Source organism: Rhizobium sp. CG5 (genome assembly GCF_023701945.1).
Taxonomy (GTDB): domain Bacteria; phylum Pseudomonadota; class Alphaproteobacteria; order Rhizobiales; family Rhizobiaceae; genus Allorhizobium.
In genome coordinates, this window is the sequence record NZ_JABAEF010000013.1 from 98304 (window position 1) to 117615 (window position 19312).

The window sequence follows — 19312 nt, forward strand, 5'->3', positions numbered from 1 at the left end:
TGTCTATCCCGGCAGGCGGGGATGGGGGATTTTCTGCGTCGGCACCAGCTCGTTGAAAATGGTCATGCCGATCAGCGATAGCGGCAAAGCGAGCATGGCACCGACCGCGCCCCACATCCAGGTCCAGAAGATGATCGCCACAAAGACGGCGAATGCATTGATTTCCAGCCGCTTGCCCATCACAGCCGGCGTGACGAGATTCTCCACCACCGCATGCACCGTGAAGAAAGCCGCGGCCGGGGCCAGCCCGAGGATCAGGCTGTCATGGGTCAGCATGCCGGCGACGGCCAGCGCCAGGGTCATCAGCGTGACCCCGAGGAAGGGTACGAAGCTCGACAGAAACGCAAAGAACCCCCACAGAACAGGCATCTGCAGCCCGCCGAACCAGGAGATGAGCACCATGGACAGGCCGACGCCGGCATAGATCAGCGAGGCGGTGGCAAAATAGTATCCGAGTGCGGTCTGAATGGCATTATAGGTGCGGATGAAGGCCAGTCGGCGGGCGCGGTCGCGAAAGCCGATGATCATCGCCTTTCGGATCGACAGGCGGCTGGCAAGAAACAGCAAAAGGGCGGCAAAGAAGATCAGCGCCTGCACGATCGCCGGCGTGACATTGGTGGCGAGGGTCGACAGGATGGTGCCGGTATTTTCCAGCAGGGCCTCGATCGACACAGGCCCGCTGCGAAACGTGGCGCTGGTGATATGCAGCCACTCGATCTTCTCCAGATAGGGTACCCAGCGTTCGATCGCCCGCTCGGCCATGACAGGCGCCTCTTGCGCCAGTTCCGCCATTGGTGTCAGCAGGGCATTGGCCGTCAGGATGACGATCAGCGCAAAAAGGGTCGACAGGATAAAGGCGCTGCCCATTGGCGGCACGCCGAGTTCGCCGAGACGATCTGCAGCGAGGCCGAGGATCAGGCCGACAACGATCGCCAGCGTGATGGGCATCAACACGGCCTTGGCGATGTAGATCGCCGCCACGGCCATGATCAGAAAAATGCCGATCACAGACCATATCAGCGCAAGGTCGAGGCCGGATTTGCGGATCCGGACACGATGGATGGTCTTGCGTGTGTTGCGACCGGTCCGTTCGGCGGTGCGCGCACTGATGTCGCGCGGCCCATCCGCCCCGGTCGCTCTGTCGTCCATTGTCCGCCACCCTCGCTTGCGATGCGGAACAACGCGGCAAGGCCGGTGCGGTTCCGCCGGCGCGAAAATATTCCGGCGGTTATGGCCCCGTCAGGCGACGAGTTTCAGTCCCATCCCCCAGGGATCCTGGAGCGTGTAGCCTTCTGCGGTGCGCGTCACCGGAATTTCCAATGCCTCGAGGGCGGCAAGCGCCTTTTCCAGCGCCGGCGGTTCGTTGAAGCGCAGGGTGTAGTCCGCAAGGCCGGTCATGGCGCCGCTGCGGGCCGTCGCGCCGCGGCTGTTCCAGATATTGGCGGCGATATGGTGGTGATAAGTTCCTGCACCAAAGAAGCTGGCGCCGGGATAGGTCGCCATTTTCTTCAGACCGAGAACGCCGTCATAGAAGGCATCAGCCTCAGGGATATTGCCGACCTGTAGATGCAGGTGGCCGATCGCCGTTCCGGCCTGCATGCCCTGCCACGCCGTTTTGGGAGCGCTGTCGTAGAGCGCCTGCAGGTCGAGGCGATGGGTTGCCATCTCCACCGTGCCGTCGGCATGGAAGGTCCAGTCTTCAACCGGCCGGTCGGCATAGACTTCGATGCCGTTGCCCTCCGGGTCCGACAGATAGATGGCCTCGCTGACCAGGTGGTCGGAGGCGCCGTCCAGCGGCACATTGTTATGGGCGACATGGGTGATCCAGTGGGCGAGTGCGGCCCGATCCGGCATCAGGAAGGCGGTGTGGAACAGGCCGGCGGCGGTGCGTGGCGCCTTGGCCGCGTCCGAGCGTGTCGTCAGGGTCAGCAGCGGCAGTCCATGGACGCCGAGCACCACGCCACTGGCGCTTTTCTCGATAACCTGAAGGCCGAGCACGGTCTGGTAGAAGGCGGCGACCATTTCGAGGTCGCGCACCACCAGGTGGGATTGCCCGACATGCACCGGGCGGGTCAGCGCAAAACTCTGATGTGTCATGGTCATGGTGTCGTCTCCCTGCCGGCAGGGCCGGCGTCTGGATCGTCTCTATTGACTGCAATATGGCATCACTTCGCTGTTCACGGTAGATCGCGCAATGACAAAGCATCGTTCAGTAATTATTGACGATGCCGATCCCTTAGAACTTGATCTTGATCAATGCAGCGGCTGCATTTGGATGGAAAAGTCGAGGCAGAGAGGACGGGCGGGTCGTATTTCGATCCGCTGCCAAAAGGAGAGCAACATGTACACGAAAATCATCGTCCCGGTTGATTGCGGTGCCCTCGACAAGGGCGAGAAAATCCTGCGCAAGGCAGCGACCCTGCTGGATGCCGGCGGCCAGATCGTGCTTCTGACCGTGGTCGAGGATATGCCGGGCTATCTGGCCATCGACCTGCCGGTCGATATCATCGAGAATGCCATCAAGGACGGCAGGTCCAAGCTGGTGGAACTCAAGGAAAAGACCGGCATCGATGCCCGCGTCGAATTGCGCAGCGGTGCGCCGGCCCGTGAAATCCTGGCGGCGGCCCACGAGCATGGCGCCGACCTGATCATCATCGCATCGCACGTGCCGGATCTGGCCAATTACTTCATCGGTGCGACCGCAGATCGCGTCGTGCGTCATTCCAAGTGCTCGGTGCTGGTTGACCGCTGATCGCCGGGCCCTATCTACCAGCTATAAGAACAACGAGGAAACACCCGGAATGGATACGGCGAAGTACGAAACCATCCTGCGCGACCGGCAGCGCGAACTCAATTCCCGCCTGCACAAGATCGATGACGATCTCGGCCGGCAGAAAAGTGCCGACAACGAGGACCGTGCCACCGAGACCGAAAACGACGAGGTGCTGGAGGAAATGGGCCAGGCCGGCGAGACCGAGTTGAAGGCCATCGATGCGGCGCTCGACCGGATCGCCAATGGCACGTTCGGCACTTGCGTCAAATGCGGTCAGGCGATTGCGCCGGAGCGTCTGGCGGTCGTGCCCTATACGCCATTCTGCCAGGAATGCGCGGCCGAACTGTAGTCGGACCTGTTTTGAAGAGACGCGCGGTTCTCCCGGACCGCGCGTCTTTGCGTTTGACCCGAGGCCGTGAGGCGTAGCCGACCGCGCGGTGCACGAGCCTGCGGCTCCACGCCGATTGACGATCTTGCCGACGGTCACAAATTCGCTCATGATGGTGGTTATAGGGCATGGTATCGGCAATAGCGGGTGCAAGGCGATGAGCGAACAATTCCGCTTTGGACGGAAATATGATGTCAGTGAACTGGTTGCCGATGGCATCGTCCATGGCATCGGCGTGGTCTTTGCGCTGATCGGCGCCACCGTGCTGATCTTCTATGCCACGGTCTGGTCCAGCTATGGCGAACTGGCCGCCGCCTGGATCTACGGGCTCGGGCTGGTCATCGCGCTTTCGGTGTCCTTCACCTACAATATGTGGCCGCATTCGCGCACCAAATGGTTCCTGCGGCGGCTCGACCATTCGGCGATCTTCATCCTGATCGCCGCCACCTACACACCTTTTTTGCAGCGCGGCGCCCATGATCTTGCCGTGCTGGCGCTGCTGATCGGCATCTGGATCATGGCGGCGGCGGGCATTGCCCTGAAATGCCTGGTGCCTGGCCGCTACGACCGGCTTGCCATCCTGCTTTATCTGGGCATGGGCTGGAGCGGCGCACTGGCGATCGGCCCGATTTCCCAGAACCTGCCCTATATCACCATGCTGCTGATCGTCGTCGGCGGGGTGATTTATTCGGCCGGCGTGGTCTTCCATGTCTGGGAGCGGTTGCGTTTCCAGAATGCCATCTGGCACGGATTCGTGGTGACGGCCGCCGCGGTGCATTATTCCGCCGTGCTCACCGCCTTCAGCTACGGTGCCTGAATAGCGCGCCTGACCAAAAAATCATAACAGGTCGATGCCATCCGGCGCTGGACACGGGTGATGATCGTCTTATATAGTAGAAAAATATCAAATTTAATGGATTTGTAACCGATGCCGTCTTCCGTCCTGATCCGCGATGCCGGCGAGGCCGACCTTGCCGCTATCCGCGATATCTATAACCACGCCGTCGAGCATACCACGGCGATCTGGAACGAGGTTTTGGTGGATGTCGACAATCGCCGGTCCTGGATGGAGCTGCGCCATGCCAAAGGGTTTCCGGTCCTGGTCGCGGAGCGCGACGGCCGGGTGGCGGGCTATGCCTCCTATGGCGACTGGCGCGCCTTCGATGGCTATCGCCATACGGTCGAGCATTCCGTCTATGTCGACAAGGATTGCCGGGGCGGCGGCATCGGCCGGTTGCTGATGCAGGCGCTGATCGAGCGGGCGAGGGCGGCAAAAGTGCATGTGATGATTGCGGCCATCGAGGCGGAGAATGCCGCCTCGATCCGGTTGCACGAGAGCCTCGGTTTCCGCCTGGTCGGCATTCACAGTCAAGTCGGCACCAAATTCGGCCGCTGGCTGGATCTGGCGGCCATGGAACTGAAGCTGGAAAGCTGATGGCCCTTGGCCGCTGACTATTCTTGGCAATAGTCAATGATTACTAGGTTTTGCCCAAAAAATCCCGTCGACGGATCGATACGGACGTGCATGATGCGGCCACGTTGCATAGGGGGATTTACAATGCGATCAATCGTTTCGGCTTTGCTGGTGTCGTCCGCCGTCCTGTTCGTCTCCGGCCCTTTGTCGGCGCAGACAGCAGGCGATCCGATCGAAAGCTATTGCGCGACCATGGGGCATCGCGATCACTTTGCGTCGGATGGCTATCCGCTCGACAATGCGGCGGCGATCATCCGCCAGGATCGCGCCAATTTCCACGCCTTCCGCAAGCGCGACCCGAGCGACGAAAACGATTCCATCTTCAGCTCGAAGGCCAATCGTGCCGCGCTCGAAGGCTGGCTCAGGGCCGGCAGCATCGATGCCGATGCCGAGGATGCCATCGTCAACGGCACCCCGGATGTCTGCGTCGACATCTATGAGGACTATATCAACGTCGTGGTGCTCTGAGCCTTTGCTCTAGAGCGTTTCCTGGTTAGATTGAAACATTCTGTTGGCTCAAACGGTTCCGGATGGTCGCCCGGCCGGCGCGCGTCGTAGTCACGCCCTACGGCCAAGCCGGCCGGGCGATCAGGCGGCCCGTTTCAGCCAACCCGAAGGGCCGGGCATCTTTCCGCCAGGATCAAAGGCGATCGGCTCGGACGTACCAAAAGGTATGCCCTTCGCCAATCGCCTTTGCCCTGACGAAAACCTGCTCCGGCAGAATGCTTCAATCTAACCAGGAAACGCTCTAGAACAGGAAATCGTCGGCGGTGATCGTCGACGCCTTGATGTCGTCCAGGGTGATCGTGTCGCCGCCCGACAGGGTGATGACGGTGTCGCCGTGCACGGATTTGATCGACGAGATATCGCTGAAATCATCGATGCCGCTATAACCGGTGAGGTCGATGTGGTCCTTGCCGTTCTGGAAGTCGGTGATGGTGTCGTCGCCGCCGTGCTTGCTGAAGACGAAGGTGTCGGCGCCGCCGTTGCCGGTCAGAACGTCGTCGCCGCGCCCGCCGGTCAGCACATTGGCGGCGCTATTGCCGGTGATCGTATTGTCGAGGCTGTTGCCGGTGCCGTTGATCTTCGACGAACCGCTCAGCGTCAGGTTTTCGAAATTGGCACCCAGCGTCCAGCTGATCGTCGATTTCACGGTGTCGACGCCCTGGTCGGCATATTCCTTCAGGGTCGCATCGATGCCGACCTTGTAGAGATCGTTGCCGGCGCCGCCATAGACGGTTCCGGTCACTTCGCCCTTCAGCGAGGTGAAGGTGTCGTTGCCGGCACCGAGCTTTACGTCACCGTAGAGGCTGCCGGTATTCGTCACGGTCTCGGAGCCCTTGCCGGACTGGAACACAACGCCGGACTCGGCATAGACCGATCCGGTGGTCTTGAAAGTCGTGTCGCCGGTCGAGGAGACGATGATCGTCGCCGCGGTCTCGGACGTGCCCTTGATGATATGGGTATTGGTGACCGTGCTGTCGTCGCCCGATATCCGCAGAGCCACGTCACCCGACAGCACTGACTTGTTGACGATGGTCGCATCGTCGCCAGTCGAACGGACGGCGGTGCCGGACGACTTGATGGTGGCGTAGTTGGTCAGGGTCAGATCGTCGCCGGACGACGACACGCCGTAGGTCTTGCCGGAAACGGTGGTGGTATTGGTGATGGTTGCGTCGTCGCCCTGGCTTGCTATGCCAGCGCCGGCCGACGAGGTGATGAGCTTGGTATTGCTGATGTCGGCGCCGTCGCCGGTCGAGCGGATGCCGTCAAGAACCGAGCGTATGGTTTCGTTGTTGGTGATCGTTGCATCCGATCCGGTCGAGACGATGCCGCGCGCCGCGCTCGAAACGATCAGGGCATTGTTATCAATCGTCACATTGTCGCCCGATGAGACGATGACATTGCCCTTGCCCTTCAGGCTGCCGTCATTGTTGGCAATCGTATCGCCATCGCCCGCCGTGACGATCACCGAGCCTCCGGTCGAGGCCATGGTGCCGTCATTCTCCACCGTATTGCCGTCGCCCAGCAGTTTCAGGCTGGTCGACCCGGTCTTCACAGTTCCGATATTGAGAAAGTCGACGCCGCCGCTATAGGCCACAATACCGGTGCCGCTGGCGGTGAAGCTTGCCACGTAATCGATGCGGATGGAGGTGTCGCTATCGGCAAGCGCCGAACTGCCAAGCACGAAGGCCGTGCCGCTGGTCGAGGTCAGGCTGCCCTTGATGATGAAGCTCTGGCCGGTCGTCGTGCCGGTCGCGTCGATCACGGTGCCTTTGGTCGACAGCGATGTATCGGTGTCGAGAATCCACGTCTCGTCCTTGGTCGCGGCCCTGATGGCCGTCGTGAAATATGTCGTCATGACATCTCCTTGAAACGGAGGCGAGGATAGAGCCTGGGTCTGAACGATGGGTTAAGGGCCCCCTTATGTCGATCTCGCGGCAAAAGGGGAAGCGTTATCTGTGGGCTTCCTCGTGTGTGATTTCGCATCTGTCAATTGGCAGCGCAGTATTGCGTCCATGGTCATGCTATTGTTTAGCTTCGCGTGTGCTGCTGTGCTAACCTCACACCAATGAGGAGCTGCGGACCCGTTGTTGGGTCCGATAAAGCACGGGGAAATCTCCCCTTGCTTCGCTTTCGCTCCGAAAGCCTCCGTTGCCCGAAGGGGTACGATATGACCGGCATTGCCGCGCCGCCGCCGATACTGGCTTTCGACCTCGCCCTGGAAGTCATTCTGTCCTCCGACGCTCCGCTGCTGATGCTGGACGGCAATCTGCTGATTGTGGCTGCCAGCAAATCCTTCTGCCGCGCCTTCCAGATCAATCCGACTGGAACGATCGGAAAGCCGATGGCGGAACTGGGGGCGGGGGAATGGAACGTACCGCAGCTGGATTCGCTGTTGCGCGCCACGGCATCGGGCTATGCCGAGGTCGAAGGGTATGAAATGACGCTGAAGCGCGCCGATCGCCCGCCCGCCCATCTGGTCATCAACGCACACAAGATTGCGTATCCCGACGGTGCCAATATCCGACTTCTTCTGTCGGTCCAGGATGTCACGCTGGCCCGTCACAACGAGAAGGCCAAGGACGACCTGGTGCGGGAAAAGGCCGTGCTGTTGCAGGAATTGCAGCACCGGGTGGCCAATAGCCTGCAGATCATCGCCAGCGTCCTGATGCAAAGCGCCCGCAAGATCCAGTCCGAGGAAACCCGCGGCCATCTCTATGATGCCCATAGCCGCGTCATGTCGGTCGCCGCCCTGCAAAAACAGCTGGCAGCGTCGCAAATGGCCCAGGTGCGACTGCGCACCTATTTCGACGATCTGTGCCGCAGCATCGGCGCGTCGATGATCCATGATCGCAACCTGGTTTCGCTGGCGGTGACGGTGGATGACAGCGTTGTCAAGCCGGAGATCTCGATCAGCCTCGGCCTGATCGTCACCGAACTGGTGATCAATGCCCTGAAACATGCTTTCCCGGAGGGACGCGGCGGCCGGATCGTGGTGGATTATCGGTCAAGTGGCGAGGGCTGGGTTCTGTCGGTCGGCGATGACGGCATTGGAATGCCGACAGTCGGGGAAGGCGCGACGCCCGGCCTTGGAACCAATATCGTCAAGGCGCTGGCCAGCCAGGTGGATGCCGTCATCGAGGTTGCCGATGCCCGCCCCGGCACACTGGTGTCTCTGAAGCACTCGGCAGCGGTGCCTGCTTCGGCCGATGAGGCCGCCGTCTGACGGTCAGCCCTCGCGGCCGACCTCTCAACGAAACGCCCGGCTGCGGTTTGCCTGCAGCCGGGCGTTTGTCTGATCGGATGTGATTAGAGCAGGGCCAGCAGCGCCTTGGCGGCTTCTTCCGACGAGGCCGGATTCTGGCCGGTCACCAGCTTGCCATCGGTGACCACATGCACGGCCCAATCGCCGCCCTTTTCATAATGACCGCCATTGGCAACCAGCATGTCTTCCACCAGGAAGGGCACGACATCGGTCAGGCCGACGGCTTCTTCTTCGGAATTGGTAAATCCGGTGACGCGACGGCCGGAGACCAGCGGCTTGCCGTCGGCACCGCGAACGTGGCGCAGGACGCCCGGCGCATGGCAGACCGTGGCGACGGGACGATCCGTTGCGACAAAGGCTTCGATCAGGCGGATGCTGTTGCCGTCTTCGGCCAGATCCCAGAGCGGGCCATGGCCGCCGGGATAGAACACGGCGTCGAACTCGGCCGCTTCGATTTCGGAGAGCGGCCTGGTCGAGGCGAGGGCTGCCTGGGCTGCCGGGTCGGCCTTGAAGCGATGGGTGGCTTCCGTCTGGGCATCGGCCTCGTCGCTTTTCGGATCAAGCGGCGGCTGGCCACCGCTCGGCGAGGCGAGCGTGATGTCGGCGCCGGCGTCCTTCAGCACATAATAGGGCGCTGCGAACTCTTCCAGCCAGAAGCCGGTCTTCTTGCCGGTATCGCCGAGCTGGTCGTGGGAGGTGAGAACCATCAGGATCTTCATAAGGGGTATTCCTTCCTTGGGAATTTCAGTTTGTTGATTTTTAAAGGGCTAGTCGTTCGGTCCGACGCGGATCACCCGCTTGCCGAAGCCTTCGCCGCGCAGCAGGCCAACGAAGGCGCGCGGCGCTTGTTCCAGCCCGTCGATCACCTCTTCGCGATACTGCATCTGACCGGCGGCGACCCAGCCGCCCATCTCCTTGGCGAAATCCGGATAGAGATGGCCGAAATCATCGTAGATGATGAAGCCGCGCAGCGTCAGGCGCTTGCGCAGGATCAGGCCCATCAGCCAGCTCAAACGGTCGGGACCGTCCGGCAGACCGGTGGCATTGTACTGGGCGATCAGGCCGCAGACCGGAATGCGGGCATTGGTGTTCAGCCGCTCGGCCACCGCATCGAAGACCTTGCCGCCGACACCCTCGAAATAGATGTCGATGCCGTCCGGCGTGGCGGCGGCCAGCTGCGCGACGAAATCCTCGGCCTTGTAATCGACGCAGGCATCAAATCCGAGCACCTCCACCGCATGGGCGCATTTCTCTTTGCCGCCGGCAATGCCGACGACCCGGCAGCCGCGGATCTTGGCGATCTGCCCGACGGTGGCGCCGACCGGACCAGTGGCGCCGCCGACCACCAGGGTTTCGCCGGATTTCGGCTGGCCGATTTCCTTCAGGCCCGCCCAGGCGGTGAAGCCCGGCATGCCGGTGACGCCGAGCGCCCAGGAGGGATGGGAGGGATTGGCACCGAGCGGTACCACGCCCTTGCCGTCCGACAGGGCATAATCCTGCCAGCCGGCAAAGCCGACCACCCAGTCGCCGGGCTTGAAGCCCGACAGGTTGGAGGCAACGACGCGCGACACGGTGCCGCCGACCATGGTGCCGCCGATCTCGACCGGGGCTGCATAGGACGGCGCATCGCTCATGCGGCCGCGCATATAAGGGTCGAGCGACAGATAGACGGTGCGCAGCAGCATCTGTCCGGGGCCGGGTGTCGGGATCTCGGCGGTTTCCAGCCGCAGGGTGGCGTCGGTCGGTTCGCCCTTGGGGCGTTCGGCAAGGACGAAACGGCGATTGACGGTGGTGGATTGGCTCATGGTCGTCTCCAATGATGGATGAAGGGATGGGTTGGAGCGGATCTTGGCAAAGCCTGCCGCTCCGGTGGCAGGGTCAGGCCAGCAGCAACTGTGTGCTGGCGATCGCCTGATCGAAGGGGTCGGATGTGCCGGAGAGTTTTGCCATCAGGCTTGCCCCCAGCCAGATCTGATAAAGGGTGGTGGCGGTGCGCTGCGGATCGAGCGCCGGGTTGACCGAGCCGTCGGCCTGGCCTTCGCGCATTGTGTTTGCCAGCCGTTCGACGATGCGCGCCACGCCATCGTTCAGGATGCCCCGCATGTCCGGCGACAGGTCGGCAATCTCGGCCGACAGCTTGACCACCAGGCATTTGTCCTCGGCATTGGCATTCATCTGCCGCTCGCGCCAGCACTCGAAATAGGCGAGCAGCCGGGCAGCGGCGGGCCGGCCTTCGGCGCCCAGGGTCTGCGCGAGGTCTTTGCGGTACTGCGCCACGTAGGCGTCCAACAGCGCGCAGCCAAAGGCCTCCTTGGAGGGGAAATAGTGGTAGAACGAGCCCTTCGGCACGCCGGCCGTCTTCAACAGCTCGCTCAGCCCGACGGCGGTATAGCCGCGCTGCGCCGTCAGCGCCCGGCCGGTGTCGAGAATATGGGTCCGTGTGTCTTCCATGAAAGGGTATATGGGCACCACTAGACCGATCGTCTAGTGGTGCCCATGAGATTAACGGTCATCGGGCTGGAGGGGCGCTTCCCGTCAGCGGATCGTGGTGTGCACCATCTCGCCCTTGATGCGGATTTCGGGCTTGGCGCCTGATGTGTTGGGCAGGGCGCTGTCGATATAGGAGGCGGTGGCCTCGACCAGGTAGCTGATCGGCGCCGGCTGGATGAACTCAAGCGTGGCGCTCATCATCTTGCCGGTCAGCGCGATGGTTTCATCCTGCATGACCCGCTCGAAGGCAAGCCGGGCACGGAGGGCCTGGCCGGAAATGGAAATATCCGTGGTATGGCCCTCCAGCATCACGTCGCCGGCATCGCTGTTGATGGCCACCGTCGAGAAATCGCCGGCAAGCCGCGTGCGGGAGGCCTTCTGGTCGATCATGATGGCGGTTTCCGGCCGCAGATTGGCGACCAGCTCGGTGGTGCAGTCGGAGAGATCGAACCAGTCGGAGCGCGATCCGACCTCGACGATCAGCGTGGTGGCGTCGATGTGCATGCGGCCGGGCGAACCGCAGCCGCCGGAAAACCAGCCGGATTGCCACACGGCGCCCCAGCCGGAATGGCGCGACGACAGGGTTGCCGTCTGCGGTGCCGTGGCGTCCGTCGTGATATCGACGAGACTGGCATCGCCGGTGATGCGGACGCTGGACACCTCAGACAAATCCAACGTGCCGGCCGGGATGCGGCGCATGCTCCACCAGAGGTTTCCCTGGCCTATGGCCAGCAGAGCAATGGTGACGGCGGTCAGGGAGAGAAGGACGGTCTGGGTGGTGGTCAGTCGGATGGTCATGGCATGGGCCTTCAAGGGTTGGAATGAACCGATGCCGATGTGATGCGCGAAAAGACGTGTTCCGCTCGACCTCAAACCTGTTTCAGGTCGACCTTGAACGCGCTTCAGGGCATGGTAACGGCTGTCCGTTGCTGTCCTGTCCCTTTCGTCTTCACTGCAAAGCCGCGCTTCCCGATGATCTTCGTTCCGCTGCCCTTCGTCGTCTCGCTGTTCCTGCTGACCTTCCTGATCCGCATGATCCGGCGGTCGGATGACCATGGCCGGGAAAACCGTGCCTTCCTGGTTCTGGTCGCCGTCTATGCCTGCCAGTCGGTGCTGGTCGGCCTGCGCTGGGGCTATGGCCTGACGGAGATTGTCCCTGCGCTGGCGATCATGGCGACGCTCATCCCGCCGCTGACCTATCTGGCCTTCAGGAGCCTTGCCGGCGATGGCCGGGAGCCATCGCTGGGCCGCGACTGGCCGCATCTGCTTCCAAGCCTTGCGGCGATTTTGATGTTCGTCTCCGCGCGGGAACCGATCGATCTGCTGATCATTCTCGATTTTTTCGCCTATGGCGTGGCGCTGCTGTGGTTTGGCCGCCACGGACCGGACGGTCTGGCGGCCTCGCGGCTCGATGGCGTGCTGCGATCCTATCGCGCCCTGCAACTGACCGCGTTCTCGCTGATCGGCTCGGCCCTTTCCGATATTGCCATCGGTTTCGATGTGACATGGGGCGATGGCCGGCATGCGGCGTTGCTTGTTTCCGGCGGGACGGCGCTGGTGCTGATGTTGCTCGGCATTGCCGCTTCCGTCACCGAACCGAGCCTGCGGTCGGACGAGACCCGGGAGGGAGAGGCCCGGGAGGGAGAGGCGGGCGGCGAGGCGGAGGCGCCGGCGAGCCAGGCGGATGCCGAAATCGCCAGTGCGGTCGACGCCCTGATGCAGACAAGGCATCTTTACCGTGATCTCGATCTTAACCTCGGAAAGCTGGCGCGGCGCCTGCATCTGCCGGCCCGCAGCGTCTCCAATGCCATCAACCGCATCCACGGCATGAGCGTCTCGCAATATGTCAACAATTACCGGATTACAGAGGCGCAAAGGCTGCTGTCATCGACCGACGAGCCGGTGACCCGGATCATCTTCGATGCCGGGTTCCTGACCAAGTCGAATTTCAATCGCGAGTTTCTGCGGGTGACGGGTTTGACCCCGACGGCCTGGAGGCGGCTGCATCAGCGGTCGGACGAAGCAAAGGCCGCCTGAGCGCGCCGCCCCGGCGCTGGCGGCAGCCGCACTCAGCTGCCGATATGCCGCTCGCCGCGCTTCTTGGCGAGATCGATCTGCTTCTGGCGCTGGCGGTAGCGCAGCCGGTCTTCTTCCGAGCGCTCATGATAGCAATGGGGACAGGAGACGCCGGCCTCGTAGAGCGGCGAGGCGATCTCTGCTGCGGTGATCGGGTTGCGGCAGGCGTGGCAGAGCAGGTGGTTGCCTTCCTTCAGGCCATGGGTCACCGAGACGCGTTCGTCGAAGACGAAGCAGGCGCCGTCCCACAGGCTCTGCTCTTCCGGCACTTCCTCCAGATATTTGAGGATGCCGCCCTTCAGATGGTAGACCTCCTCGAAACCCTGTTGCTTCATGAAGGCGGTCGCCTTTTCGCAGCGGATGCCGCCGGTGCAATACATGGCGATCTTCGGCTTGTTGTGCAGGCCGGCATTGTTCTTCACCCAGTCGGGGAATTCCCGGAAGGTCTTGGTGTTCGGATCGACCGCGCCGCGGAAAATGCCGATCGCCGTCTCGTAATCGTTGCGGGTGTCGATCACGATGGTCTCCGGATCGGAGATCAGTTCGTTCCAGTCTTTTGCATCGACATAGGTGCCGACGATCTTGTTGGGGTCGATATCCTCGACGCCCATGGTGACGATTTCCTTCTTCAGCTTCACCTTCATGCGCAGGAAGGGCATTTTGGAGGCGCGGCTTTCCTTGTGCTCGAGCCTCACGAATTCCGGCTGGGCGCGCAGAAAGGCCAGCACCGTGGCGATGGCGGCGTCCGTGCCGGCAATCGTGCCATTGATCCCCTCATGGGCCAGAAGCAGTGTGCCTTTGACCCCTTCCGCCTTGCACAGCGCCTCCAGCGGTTCGCGAAAGCTCTCGAAGCGCGGAAAGTCAGCAAAATGATAGAGTGCGGCAACGCAGAACGCGCCGCCCTCTTCGTGGCGAGGGGTTTGTAGAGTGTCTGTCATGAGGCTGGAAATACTGCCTCAGCCGCTGCCGCGCAACGCATTTTCGCTGGATCGATGAAGTTTGAAATTCGTCAAATCCACGGACCATGCTGCAGCGTGACGGCGGCGGCCGAAGCCATGCGGGTCAGACGGGCGGGGTGAAGACGCGGATGCGGTGGCCGTCCGGGTCGGCGATGGTGAAGGTCCGGCCGAATTCCGCCGTGACCGGGGCCTGCAGCACCGTTACGCCCTGCGCGGTCCAGGCGGCGTGGGTTTCATCGACCAAAGCGGCGTTTGCTGCCCGGATGGCCAGTTCGCAGCCGCCGCCGGTCAGCGTGGCGGCCGGTTCGACCATTGCCCGCGACCACAGCCCCAGCACCAGGCCACCGGGCAGGACGAAGAGTGCGAAGGTTTCGGATAGTTCGGTCGGAGCCAGGCCGAACAGGCGTTCGTAAAAGGCGGCGCTGGTTGCGGGCTTGTCGACATAAAGGATCGTCATGGTCGGCGTCATCGTCAATCTCCTTGGGTTCGGGCCGGAGTTGTCTCCGGGGACGAGAGGGAGATTAGGGGGCGATGCTGCCAATTTCTGTCAGTATGGTTGCTGCAGATCGGAAATGCCCTGCTCCTGCCGCCATTCCTTCAGCAATTGCAGGCGGCGGCGCGGATAGCGCAGATCGAGCGGTTCCAGCGCGGTGATACGGTCGGTGCGGAAATGACGAAAGGCGGCGCGCGTCTCGCACCAGGCGATCAGGACCCGCAGCTTTTCGAAATAGCCAAGCGCGACCGGCCAGACGATACGCTGGCTGAGCTCTCCCTTCGCGTCGGCATAGGCAATCTTCAGCTTCTGTTCGCCGCGGATCGCCCGGCGGATCGCCGGGACGTCGATGGTACCATCATCGATGCGTTCTGTCGGGCCGACCAGCAGGCCGGAGGTCTGCAAATGGTCCTTGAGGTCTGTCGGCAGCACCGCCTCGATCTTGGCCAGCGCGTTGCGGGCCGCGTCGTGCAACTGGCTGTCGGCGCGCTTGGCGACCCAGCGCGAGCCCAGCACCAGGGCCTCGATTTCTTCCAGCGAGAACATCAGCGGTGGCAGCATGTAGCCGGGGCGCAGGATATAGCCGACACCCGGCTCGCCCTCGATATCGGCGCCCTGGGCCTGCAGGGTGGCGATGTCGCGATAGAGCGTGCGTAGCGAAATGCCCAGTTCCTCGGCCAGCATCTGCCCGCTGACGGCGCGGCGATGGCGGCGCAGTGCCTGGAGCAGGTCGAGCAATCGTTCGGAACGGGACATCACTTCTTTTATCCGGCCAAGCTGACAAGAAATGGCAGTATCGCAGCGGATTGTCGAGAGAGGGATCCCGGCTAGCCCCTGGCGGTCGTCAACCACAGGGTTTCGATCACATCCGCTTCGCGCTCGGGATCGTCGGCGAAGACAGTGTCGGCAAGCTGAAGGGCGTCGTGGCGCAGCGCCTGCTGCTGGCGGATGATGACGCCGAGCACCAGCGACAGGTCCTCGCTGCCGCCGAGCATGTCGGGATGCAGGTCGAGAAGCTCGATCAGCAGGGTGAGGTCGTGTTCGTGGCCGAGCATGTCGACCAACCGTTTCGCTTCGGTCTGCCGGGCGCGCATGGCCGCCGGCCACAGGTCGCGCAGCAGCGACAGATGCATCCAATAGGTCTGGCCGGATTTGCGCAGGCTGTGAAACACCTCGGCATGAGCGCTGTCGTGACAGCCGGCCAGCGCCGCCTTGGCTTTTTCGAGGCTTTTGCGCCAGGCCTTGGCCAGAAGCCGGCCGGTCTTGCGGGGGCTTTCGGGAAAACTCTGGGCCTCGGCGGCGGCGATGGCGGCGCGGCAGGTCTCAAGGGCGGCCGCGACCTTGTCCGTCAGATCGGTCTCGCCTGTCGCCACGCCGTCGCGGCGCTCGGTCAGGGTCGTCAGAGCGGCGGCCAGCGCCCGCTCCTCCTCCGGCGTCTCGGCATGGGCCTGGAGATAGGTCACGGTTTCGGTCAGCGCCGTCGCATCGCGCACCAGCGACAGCGAGCGCGCCATGTCCCGCAGCCTGGCATTCTCCTGGCGGGCAAAATCCTTGTCGTTGCCGGCGGTCAGGCGATAGAGCGCTCTGACCCGCTTGAATTTCTTGCGCGCCTCGTGGATCGCCTCGTGCAGGCCACCCGGCTGCTCCTCCAGGGCGGCCACGGCGCGCAGCAATTGCTCGCTGATTATGCGCCTGGTCTCGTCGGTGAAGTCGCGCGCCGGTTTAATGCGATAGGCCATGTTTAAATTCCGTCGGAGAGGGTTCGATGGCCAGTGACTGGTTGGAATAGCGTCGGTCGCCGGTGATCTCGGCGCCGAGCCAGGCGGGCAGGGCCGGATCGTCGGTTTCGCTGCGCATTTCGACCTCGGCGATGATAAGGCCCTCGTAGACGCCCTCGAAGACGTCCACTTCCCAGATGAAGCCACCATGTTCGACGGTGTGGCGGGTCTTTTCGATGACCCGTCCGATCGCCAAGGTCATCAACTCTTGGGCGTCCGCCAACGGAACCGGATATTCGAACTCGTCGCGTACCCGCAGGTTCTGCCCGATCTTGATCGTCAGCATGGCAGAGGTGCCATTGCGGGTGCGCACCCGCACCGAGCGGTCGTCCATGCTGGCAATATAGGCCTGGCGCATGGGCGTGGACGATGTCGCAAGCGGACGCCAGTCATCACTCAGAACCAGAAACTTACGCTCGATTTCCTTGGCCATGTTCATTCCAACCTATGCGAACTTCAGGCTAACCTATCGTAATCATTCGATAGGGGAAATTGCCTCAAGCGATATAGCGCGCATTTGTCTCGACAATGATGCAGCCTCGCGATAATCCTTGGCAAAATTCAATCGTTTTAGGAAGGATGGCCCGCATGGGGACGAAGACCGAGAAGCTCCTGTCCGTTTTGAAGCTGCAGCCGGTCGTGCCGGTGCTGATCATCGAGGATGCCGCGACCGCTGTGCCCTTGGCGCGGGCGCTGGTCGCCGGCGGCTTGAAGGCGATCGAAATCACCATGCGCACCGCAGCAGCCCTCGACGCTGTTCGCCGCGTCGCCGATGAAGTGGAAGGCGCCGTCGTCGGTGCCGGCACCATTCTCAATGCCGCGCATTTCCAGGCGGCCATCGATGCCGGCTCGCAGTTCATCGTCAGCCCCGGCACGACGCAGGAACTGCTCGATGCGGCCCGCGGTTCCGACATTCCGCTGCTGCCGGGTGCGGCAACCGCGTCGGAGGTCATGGCGCTGCGCGAGGAAGGTTATGAGGTGCTGAAGTTCTTCCCGGCCGAACAGGCTGGCGGCGCTGCTTATCTCAAGGCGCTGTCGTCGCCATTGGCCGGCACGCTGTTCTGCCCGACCGGCGGCATTTCGCTCAAAAATGCCAGGGACTACCTGTCGCTGCCGAACGTCGTGTGCGTTGGCGGCTCCTGGGTGGCGCCGAAGGAACTGGTTGCAGCGGGGGACTGGGCCGGCATCACCAAGCTGGCTGAAGAAGCCTGCGCCCTGGCCTACTGATCGCTTGAAATCAGGCCGGCTTGTCGCAAGCCGGCCGCTTGTCTTTGCAATTGCCCTTCGCCGTTCCTATTTACCTCCTGACCTATCAAAACGGCCAGGAGATATGACGAATGTTCGATGCGAAGAAGCTGCTTGACCAATTTCTCGGTTCGCAAATACCGATGGCGGGCGGATCCGTGCGGCAGCGGGCAGGCGACGCGGTGCAGACCGCCAAGAATAATCCGCTTGCATCCGGCGCGATCGTGGCAGCTGTGCTGGGCACCAAGACCGGCCGGTCGCTGGCCGCCAATGCGCTGAAGATCGGCGGCATGGCGGCGATTGCCGGTCTTGGCTATGCGGCTTACAAAAACTACAAGTCCGGCCAGCAGCCCGAAACCAACAACGACCATCTGCCGGCTCTCCCGGAGATCCTGCCGCCGCCGGCCGATTCGCCGTTCAGCCTTGAGGCGCCGGCTGCCACCAACGACTTTGCTCTGGCCCTTGTGCGCGCCATGATCGCGGCTGCGAAAGCCGATGGTCATATCGACGCGGCCGAACGGGCCAATATCATGGGCAAGGTGCATCTGTCGGGCATCGGCGCGGAAGCGGAGGCCTTCATCGAGAAGGAATTGAGCGAGCCGACCGACATCGATGCACTGGTGGCCGCCGCCGTCACCGAGGAGCAGAAGGTCGAACTCTATACCGCGTCGCGCCTGGCGATCGATCCTGACACCCGTGCCGAGCGCGGCTATCTCGATCTGCTCGCCGGCCGCCTGGCTCTGCCGGACGCGCTGGTCGATCATATCGAGGCGACCGTCTCGGCGGCCAAGGTCTGATCTCAGGCGTGCAAGCGCTATGATGGCCGGTTGCCTTTGCAGGGCGGCTGGCCTAATCCTCTGACGATGAGATGTCAGGGATAATCATGCGCGATCTTTCCACCTTCAAGGGCTGCCCGGCCCCCAAACCGGTCAGCCTGTCCGGCCGTTTCGTGACCATCGAGCCCTATGACCGGGACCTGCATCTGCAGGATCTGTGGGACGGGCTTGGCGGCATGGCGATCAATCCGCTGCTGACCTATTTCAGCAATGACGATTTCGGCGGCATCGAGGATTTCGGCGCCTGGCTCGACGCCATGAAGAAGGGCGGCTGGCTCACCCATGTGTTCCGCAACAAGGCGAGCGGGCAGATCGTCGGCATGGCCAATTACATGCGCGCCGATCCGGCCAATGGCGTGGTCGAGATCGGCGGCGTGGCGCATGGGCCGGCGATGAGCCGCACGCCGCTGTCCACCGAAGTGCACTACCTGATGGCCAAGCACGTCTTCGAGGATCTCGGATATCGGCGCTACGAATGGAAATGCCACAACGATAACCAGCCGAGCAAGGTGACGGCGCTACGCTACGGCTTCACCTTCGAAGGCGTGTTTCGCCAGCACATGATCTCCAAGGGCGGCAATCGCGACACGGCCTGGTTTTCGATCATCGACAGCGAATGGCCTGTGGTGAATGCAGCCTTCGAGGCCTGGCTTTCGCCGGATAATTTTGACGACAAGGGCCAGCAGGTCCGCCGCCTGGAGGATATCCGGGCCGCAATGAAGTCCGGAGCACACTCATGAGCAAATCCAGCAACGACCGGTCTTCAGCCATCGCTGCGGCCGTCATCCTGATTGGCGTCGGCCTGCTGCTGTTCGTGATGCCGAAAATCGTCCTGTGGATCGCCCAGTTCTCGACCATTCTGGCGGCGGCCTTCGGCTCGGTCTGCGTGCTGTCGTTCTTTCTGATCTTCTGGTTCCGGGCCCGTTACCAACGCCGCCACAAATCTTAAAGCGTGTCGCGATCTTTCAGATTCGCTCCTCACGCTTTATCTCTTTGTTTTGTCGCATGTCGTTGTCCCGGAACCGCTGCGC

General features: G+C 62.4%; 23 protein-coding genes. 11 read left to right on the forward strand and 12 right to left on the reverse strand.

The window, feature by feature from the left end; translation table 11 throughout:
• Positions 1–3: 3 nt before the first annotated feature.
• Together HGO38_RS20445 and HGO38_RS20450 are read right to left on the reverse strand one after the other, a co-directional pair.
• Positions 4–1149 carry an AI-2E family transporter gene (locus tag HGO38_RS20445; protein ID WP_250957749.1) on the reverse strand — a complete coding sequence of 382 codons (1146 nt, stop codon included), beginning with the start codon at positions 1147–1149 and terminating at the stop codon, positions 4–6.
• A gap of 90 nt (positions 1150–1239) precedes the next feature.
• Entirely contained in the window at positions 1240–2103 is an 864-nt protein-coding gene (locus HGO38_RS20450) for a VOC family protein (protein ID WP_250957750.1), read from the reverse strand.
• Between the two features lie 238 nt (positions 2104–2341).
• On the opposite strand from HGO38_RS20450, the gene HGO38_RS20455 reads away from it, so the two are divergent.
• The 5 genes from HGO38_RS20455 (at position 2342) to HGO38_RS20475 (ending at position 5103) form a co-directional block, all read left to right on the forward strand.
• Positions 2342–2752 carry a universal stress protein gene (locus tag HGO38_RS20455; RefSeq protein ID WP_250957751.1) on the forward strand — a complete coding sequence of 137 codons (411 nt, stop codon included), beginning with the start codon at positions 2342–2344 and terminating at the stop codon, positions 2750–2752.
• Between the two features lie 49 nt (positions 2753–2801).
• The gene (locus tag HGO38_RS20460) at positions 2802–3122 is read left to right on the forward strand and encodes a TraR/DksA family transcriptional regulator (RefSeq protein ID WP_250957752.1); all 321 of its coding nucleotides are present in this window, start codon (positions 2802–2804) and stop codon (positions 3120–3122) included.
• Positions 3123–3318: 196 nt separating this feature from the next.
• Complete coding sequence (gene trhA, locus HGO38_RS20465) at positions 3319–3978, forward strand: PAQR family membrane homeostasis protein TrhA (protein WP_250957753.1); 660 nt, start codon at positions 3319–3321, stop codon at positions 3976–3978.
• Between the two features lie 111 nt (positions 3979–4089).
• Positions 4090–4596, forward strand: a complete 507-nt coding sequence (locus HGO38_RS20470; protein WP_250957754.1) for a GNAT family N-acetyltransferase — start codon at positions 4090–4092, stop codon at positions 4594–4596.
• Positions 4597–4719: 123 nt separating this feature from the next.
• On the forward strand, positions 4720–5103 hold the full coding sequence (locus HGO38_RS20475) for a hypothetical protein (RefSeq protein ID WP_250957755.1): 384 nt from the start codon (positions 4720–4722) through the stop codon (positions 5101–5103).
• A gap of 280 nt (positions 5104–5383) precedes the next feature.
• Here the strand turns inward: HGO38_RS20475 and HGO38_RS20480 are convergent, their stop codons facing one another.
• Positions 5384–6997, reverse strand: a complete 1614-nt coding sequence (locus tag HGO38_RS20480) for a calcium-binding protein (RefSeq protein ID WP_250957756.1) — start codon at positions 6995–6997, stop codon at positions 5384–5386.
• 312 nt (positions 6998–7309) lie between these two features.
• Here HGO38_RS20480 and HGO38_RS20485 point away from each other — a divergent pair, with 312 nt between their 5' ends.
• Positions 7310–8365 carry a sensor histidine kinase gene (locus HGO38_RS20485; RefSeq protein ID WP_250957757.1) on the forward strand — a complete coding sequence of 352 codons (1056 nt, stop codon included), beginning with the start codon at positions 7310–7312 and terminating at the stop codon, positions 8363–8365.
• Positions 8366–8448: 83 nt separating this feature from the next.
• Here HGO38_RS20485 and HGO38_RS20490 read toward each other — a convergent pair whose 3' ends face one another.
• The 4 genes from HGO38_RS20490 to HGO38_RS20505 form a co-directional block, all read right to left on the reverse strand.
• Entirely contained in the window at positions 8449–9123 is a 675-nt protein-coding gene (locus tag HGO38_RS20490; RefSeq protein ID WP_250957758.1) for a type 1 glutamine amidotransferase domain-containing protein, read from the reverse strand.
• A 48-nt stretch (positions 9124–9171) separates the two neighbouring features.
• On the reverse strand, positions 9172–10209 hold the full coding sequence (gene curA, locus HGO38_RS20495; protein ID WP_250957759.1) for an NADPH-dependent curcumin/dihydrocurcumin reductase: 1038 nt from the start codon (positions 10207–10209) through the stop codon (positions 9172–9174).
• Between the two features lie 73 nt (positions 10210–10282).
• A complete protein-coding gene (locus HGO38_RS20500; RefSeq protein WP_250957760.1) occupies positions 10283–10855 on the reverse strand; it encodes a TetR/AcrR family transcriptional regulator in 573 nt (190 codons plus the stop codon).
• Between the two features lie 84 nt (positions 10856–10939).
• Positions 10940–11692, reverse strand: coding sequence for a hypothetical protein (locus tag HGO38_RS20505; RefSeq protein WP_250957761.1), 753 nt, complete (start codon positions 11690–11692; stop codon positions 10940–10942).
• Positions 11693–11803: 111 nt separating this feature from the next.
• Between HGO38_RS20505 and HGO38_RS20510 the strand changes: the two genes are divergently transcribed.
• Positions 11804–12931, forward strand: coding sequence for a helix-turn-helix domain-containing protein (locus tag HGO38_RS20510; protein WP_250957762.1), 1128 nt, complete (start codon positions 11804–11806; stop codon positions 12929–12931).
• 32 nt (positions 12932–12963) lie between these two features.
• On the opposite strand, the gene trhO is transcribed toward HGO38_RS20510, so the two are convergent.
• The 5 genes from trhO to HGO38_RS20535 form a co-directional block, all read right to left on the reverse strand.
• Positions 12964–13908 (reverse strand): oxygen-dependent tRNA uridine(34) hydroxylase TrhO, encoded by a 945-nt coding sequence (trhO, locus tag HGO38_RS20515; protein WP_250957763.1) that lies wholly within the window; start codon positions 13906–13908, stop codon positions 12964–12966.
• A gap of 124 nt (positions 13909–14032) precedes the next feature.
• Positions 14033–14398 (reverse strand): VOC family protein, encoded by a 366-nt coding sequence (locus HGO38_RS20520; RefSeq protein ID WP_250957764.1) that lies wholly within the window; start codon positions 14396–14398, stop codon positions 14033–14035.
• Between the two features lie 78 nt (positions 14399–14476).
• Complete coding sequence (locus HGO38_RS20525; RefSeq protein WP_250957765.1) at positions 14477–15178, reverse strand: helix-turn-helix transcriptional regulator; 702 nt, start codon at positions 15176–15178, stop codon at positions 14477–14479.
• Between the two features lie 71 nt (positions 15179–15249).
• Complete coding sequence (locus HGO38_RS20530; RefSeq protein ID WP_250957766.1) at positions 15250–16161, reverse strand: CHAD domain-containing protein; 912 nt, start codon at positions 16159–16161, stop codon at positions 15250–15252.
• The gene (locus HGO38_RS20535) at positions 16145–16633 is read right to left on the reverse strand and encodes a CYTH domain-containing protein (protein ID WP_250957767.1); all 489 of its coding nucleotides are present in this window, start codon (positions 16631–16633) and stop codon (positions 16145–16147) included. Before HGO38_RS20535 ends, HGO38_RS20530 begins: the two co-directional genes overlap by 17 nt.
• 155 nt (positions 16634–16788) lie before the next feature.
• Here HGO38_RS20535 and HGO38_RS20540 point away from each other — a divergent pair, with 155 nt between their 5' ends.
• The 4 genes from HGO38_RS20540 to HGO38_RS20555 all read left to right on the forward strand — a co-directional run bounded on the left by HGO38_RS20540 (position 16789) and on the right by HGO38_RS20555 (position 19230).
• Positions 16789–17427, forward strand: a complete 639-nt coding sequence (locus HGO38_RS20540; RefSeq protein WP_250957768.1) for a 2-dehydro-3-deoxy-phosphogluconate aldolase — start codon at positions 16789–16791, stop codon at positions 17425–17427.
• 110 nt (positions 17428–17537) lie between these two features.
• Positions 17538–18242 carry a tellurite resistance TerB family protein gene (locus HGO38_RS20545; protein WP_250957769.1) on the forward strand — a complete coding sequence of 235 codons (705 nt, stop codon included), beginning with the start codon at positions 17538–17540 and terminating at the stop codon, positions 18240–18242.
• A gap of 86 nt (positions 18243–18328) precedes the next feature.
• Entirely contained in the window at positions 18329–19021 is a 693-nt protein-coding gene (locus HGO38_RS20550) for a GNAT family N-acetyltransferase (protein ID WP_250957770.1), read from the forward strand.
• Positions 19018–19230, forward strand: a complete 213-nt coding sequence (locus HGO38_RS20555) for a hypothetical protein (protein ID WP_250957771.1) — start codon at positions 19018–19020, stop codon at positions 19228–19230. The genes HGO38_RS20550 and HGO38_RS20555 overlap by 4 nt, the downstream gene beginning before the upstream one ends.
• Positions 19231–19312: the final 82 nt, after the last annotated feature.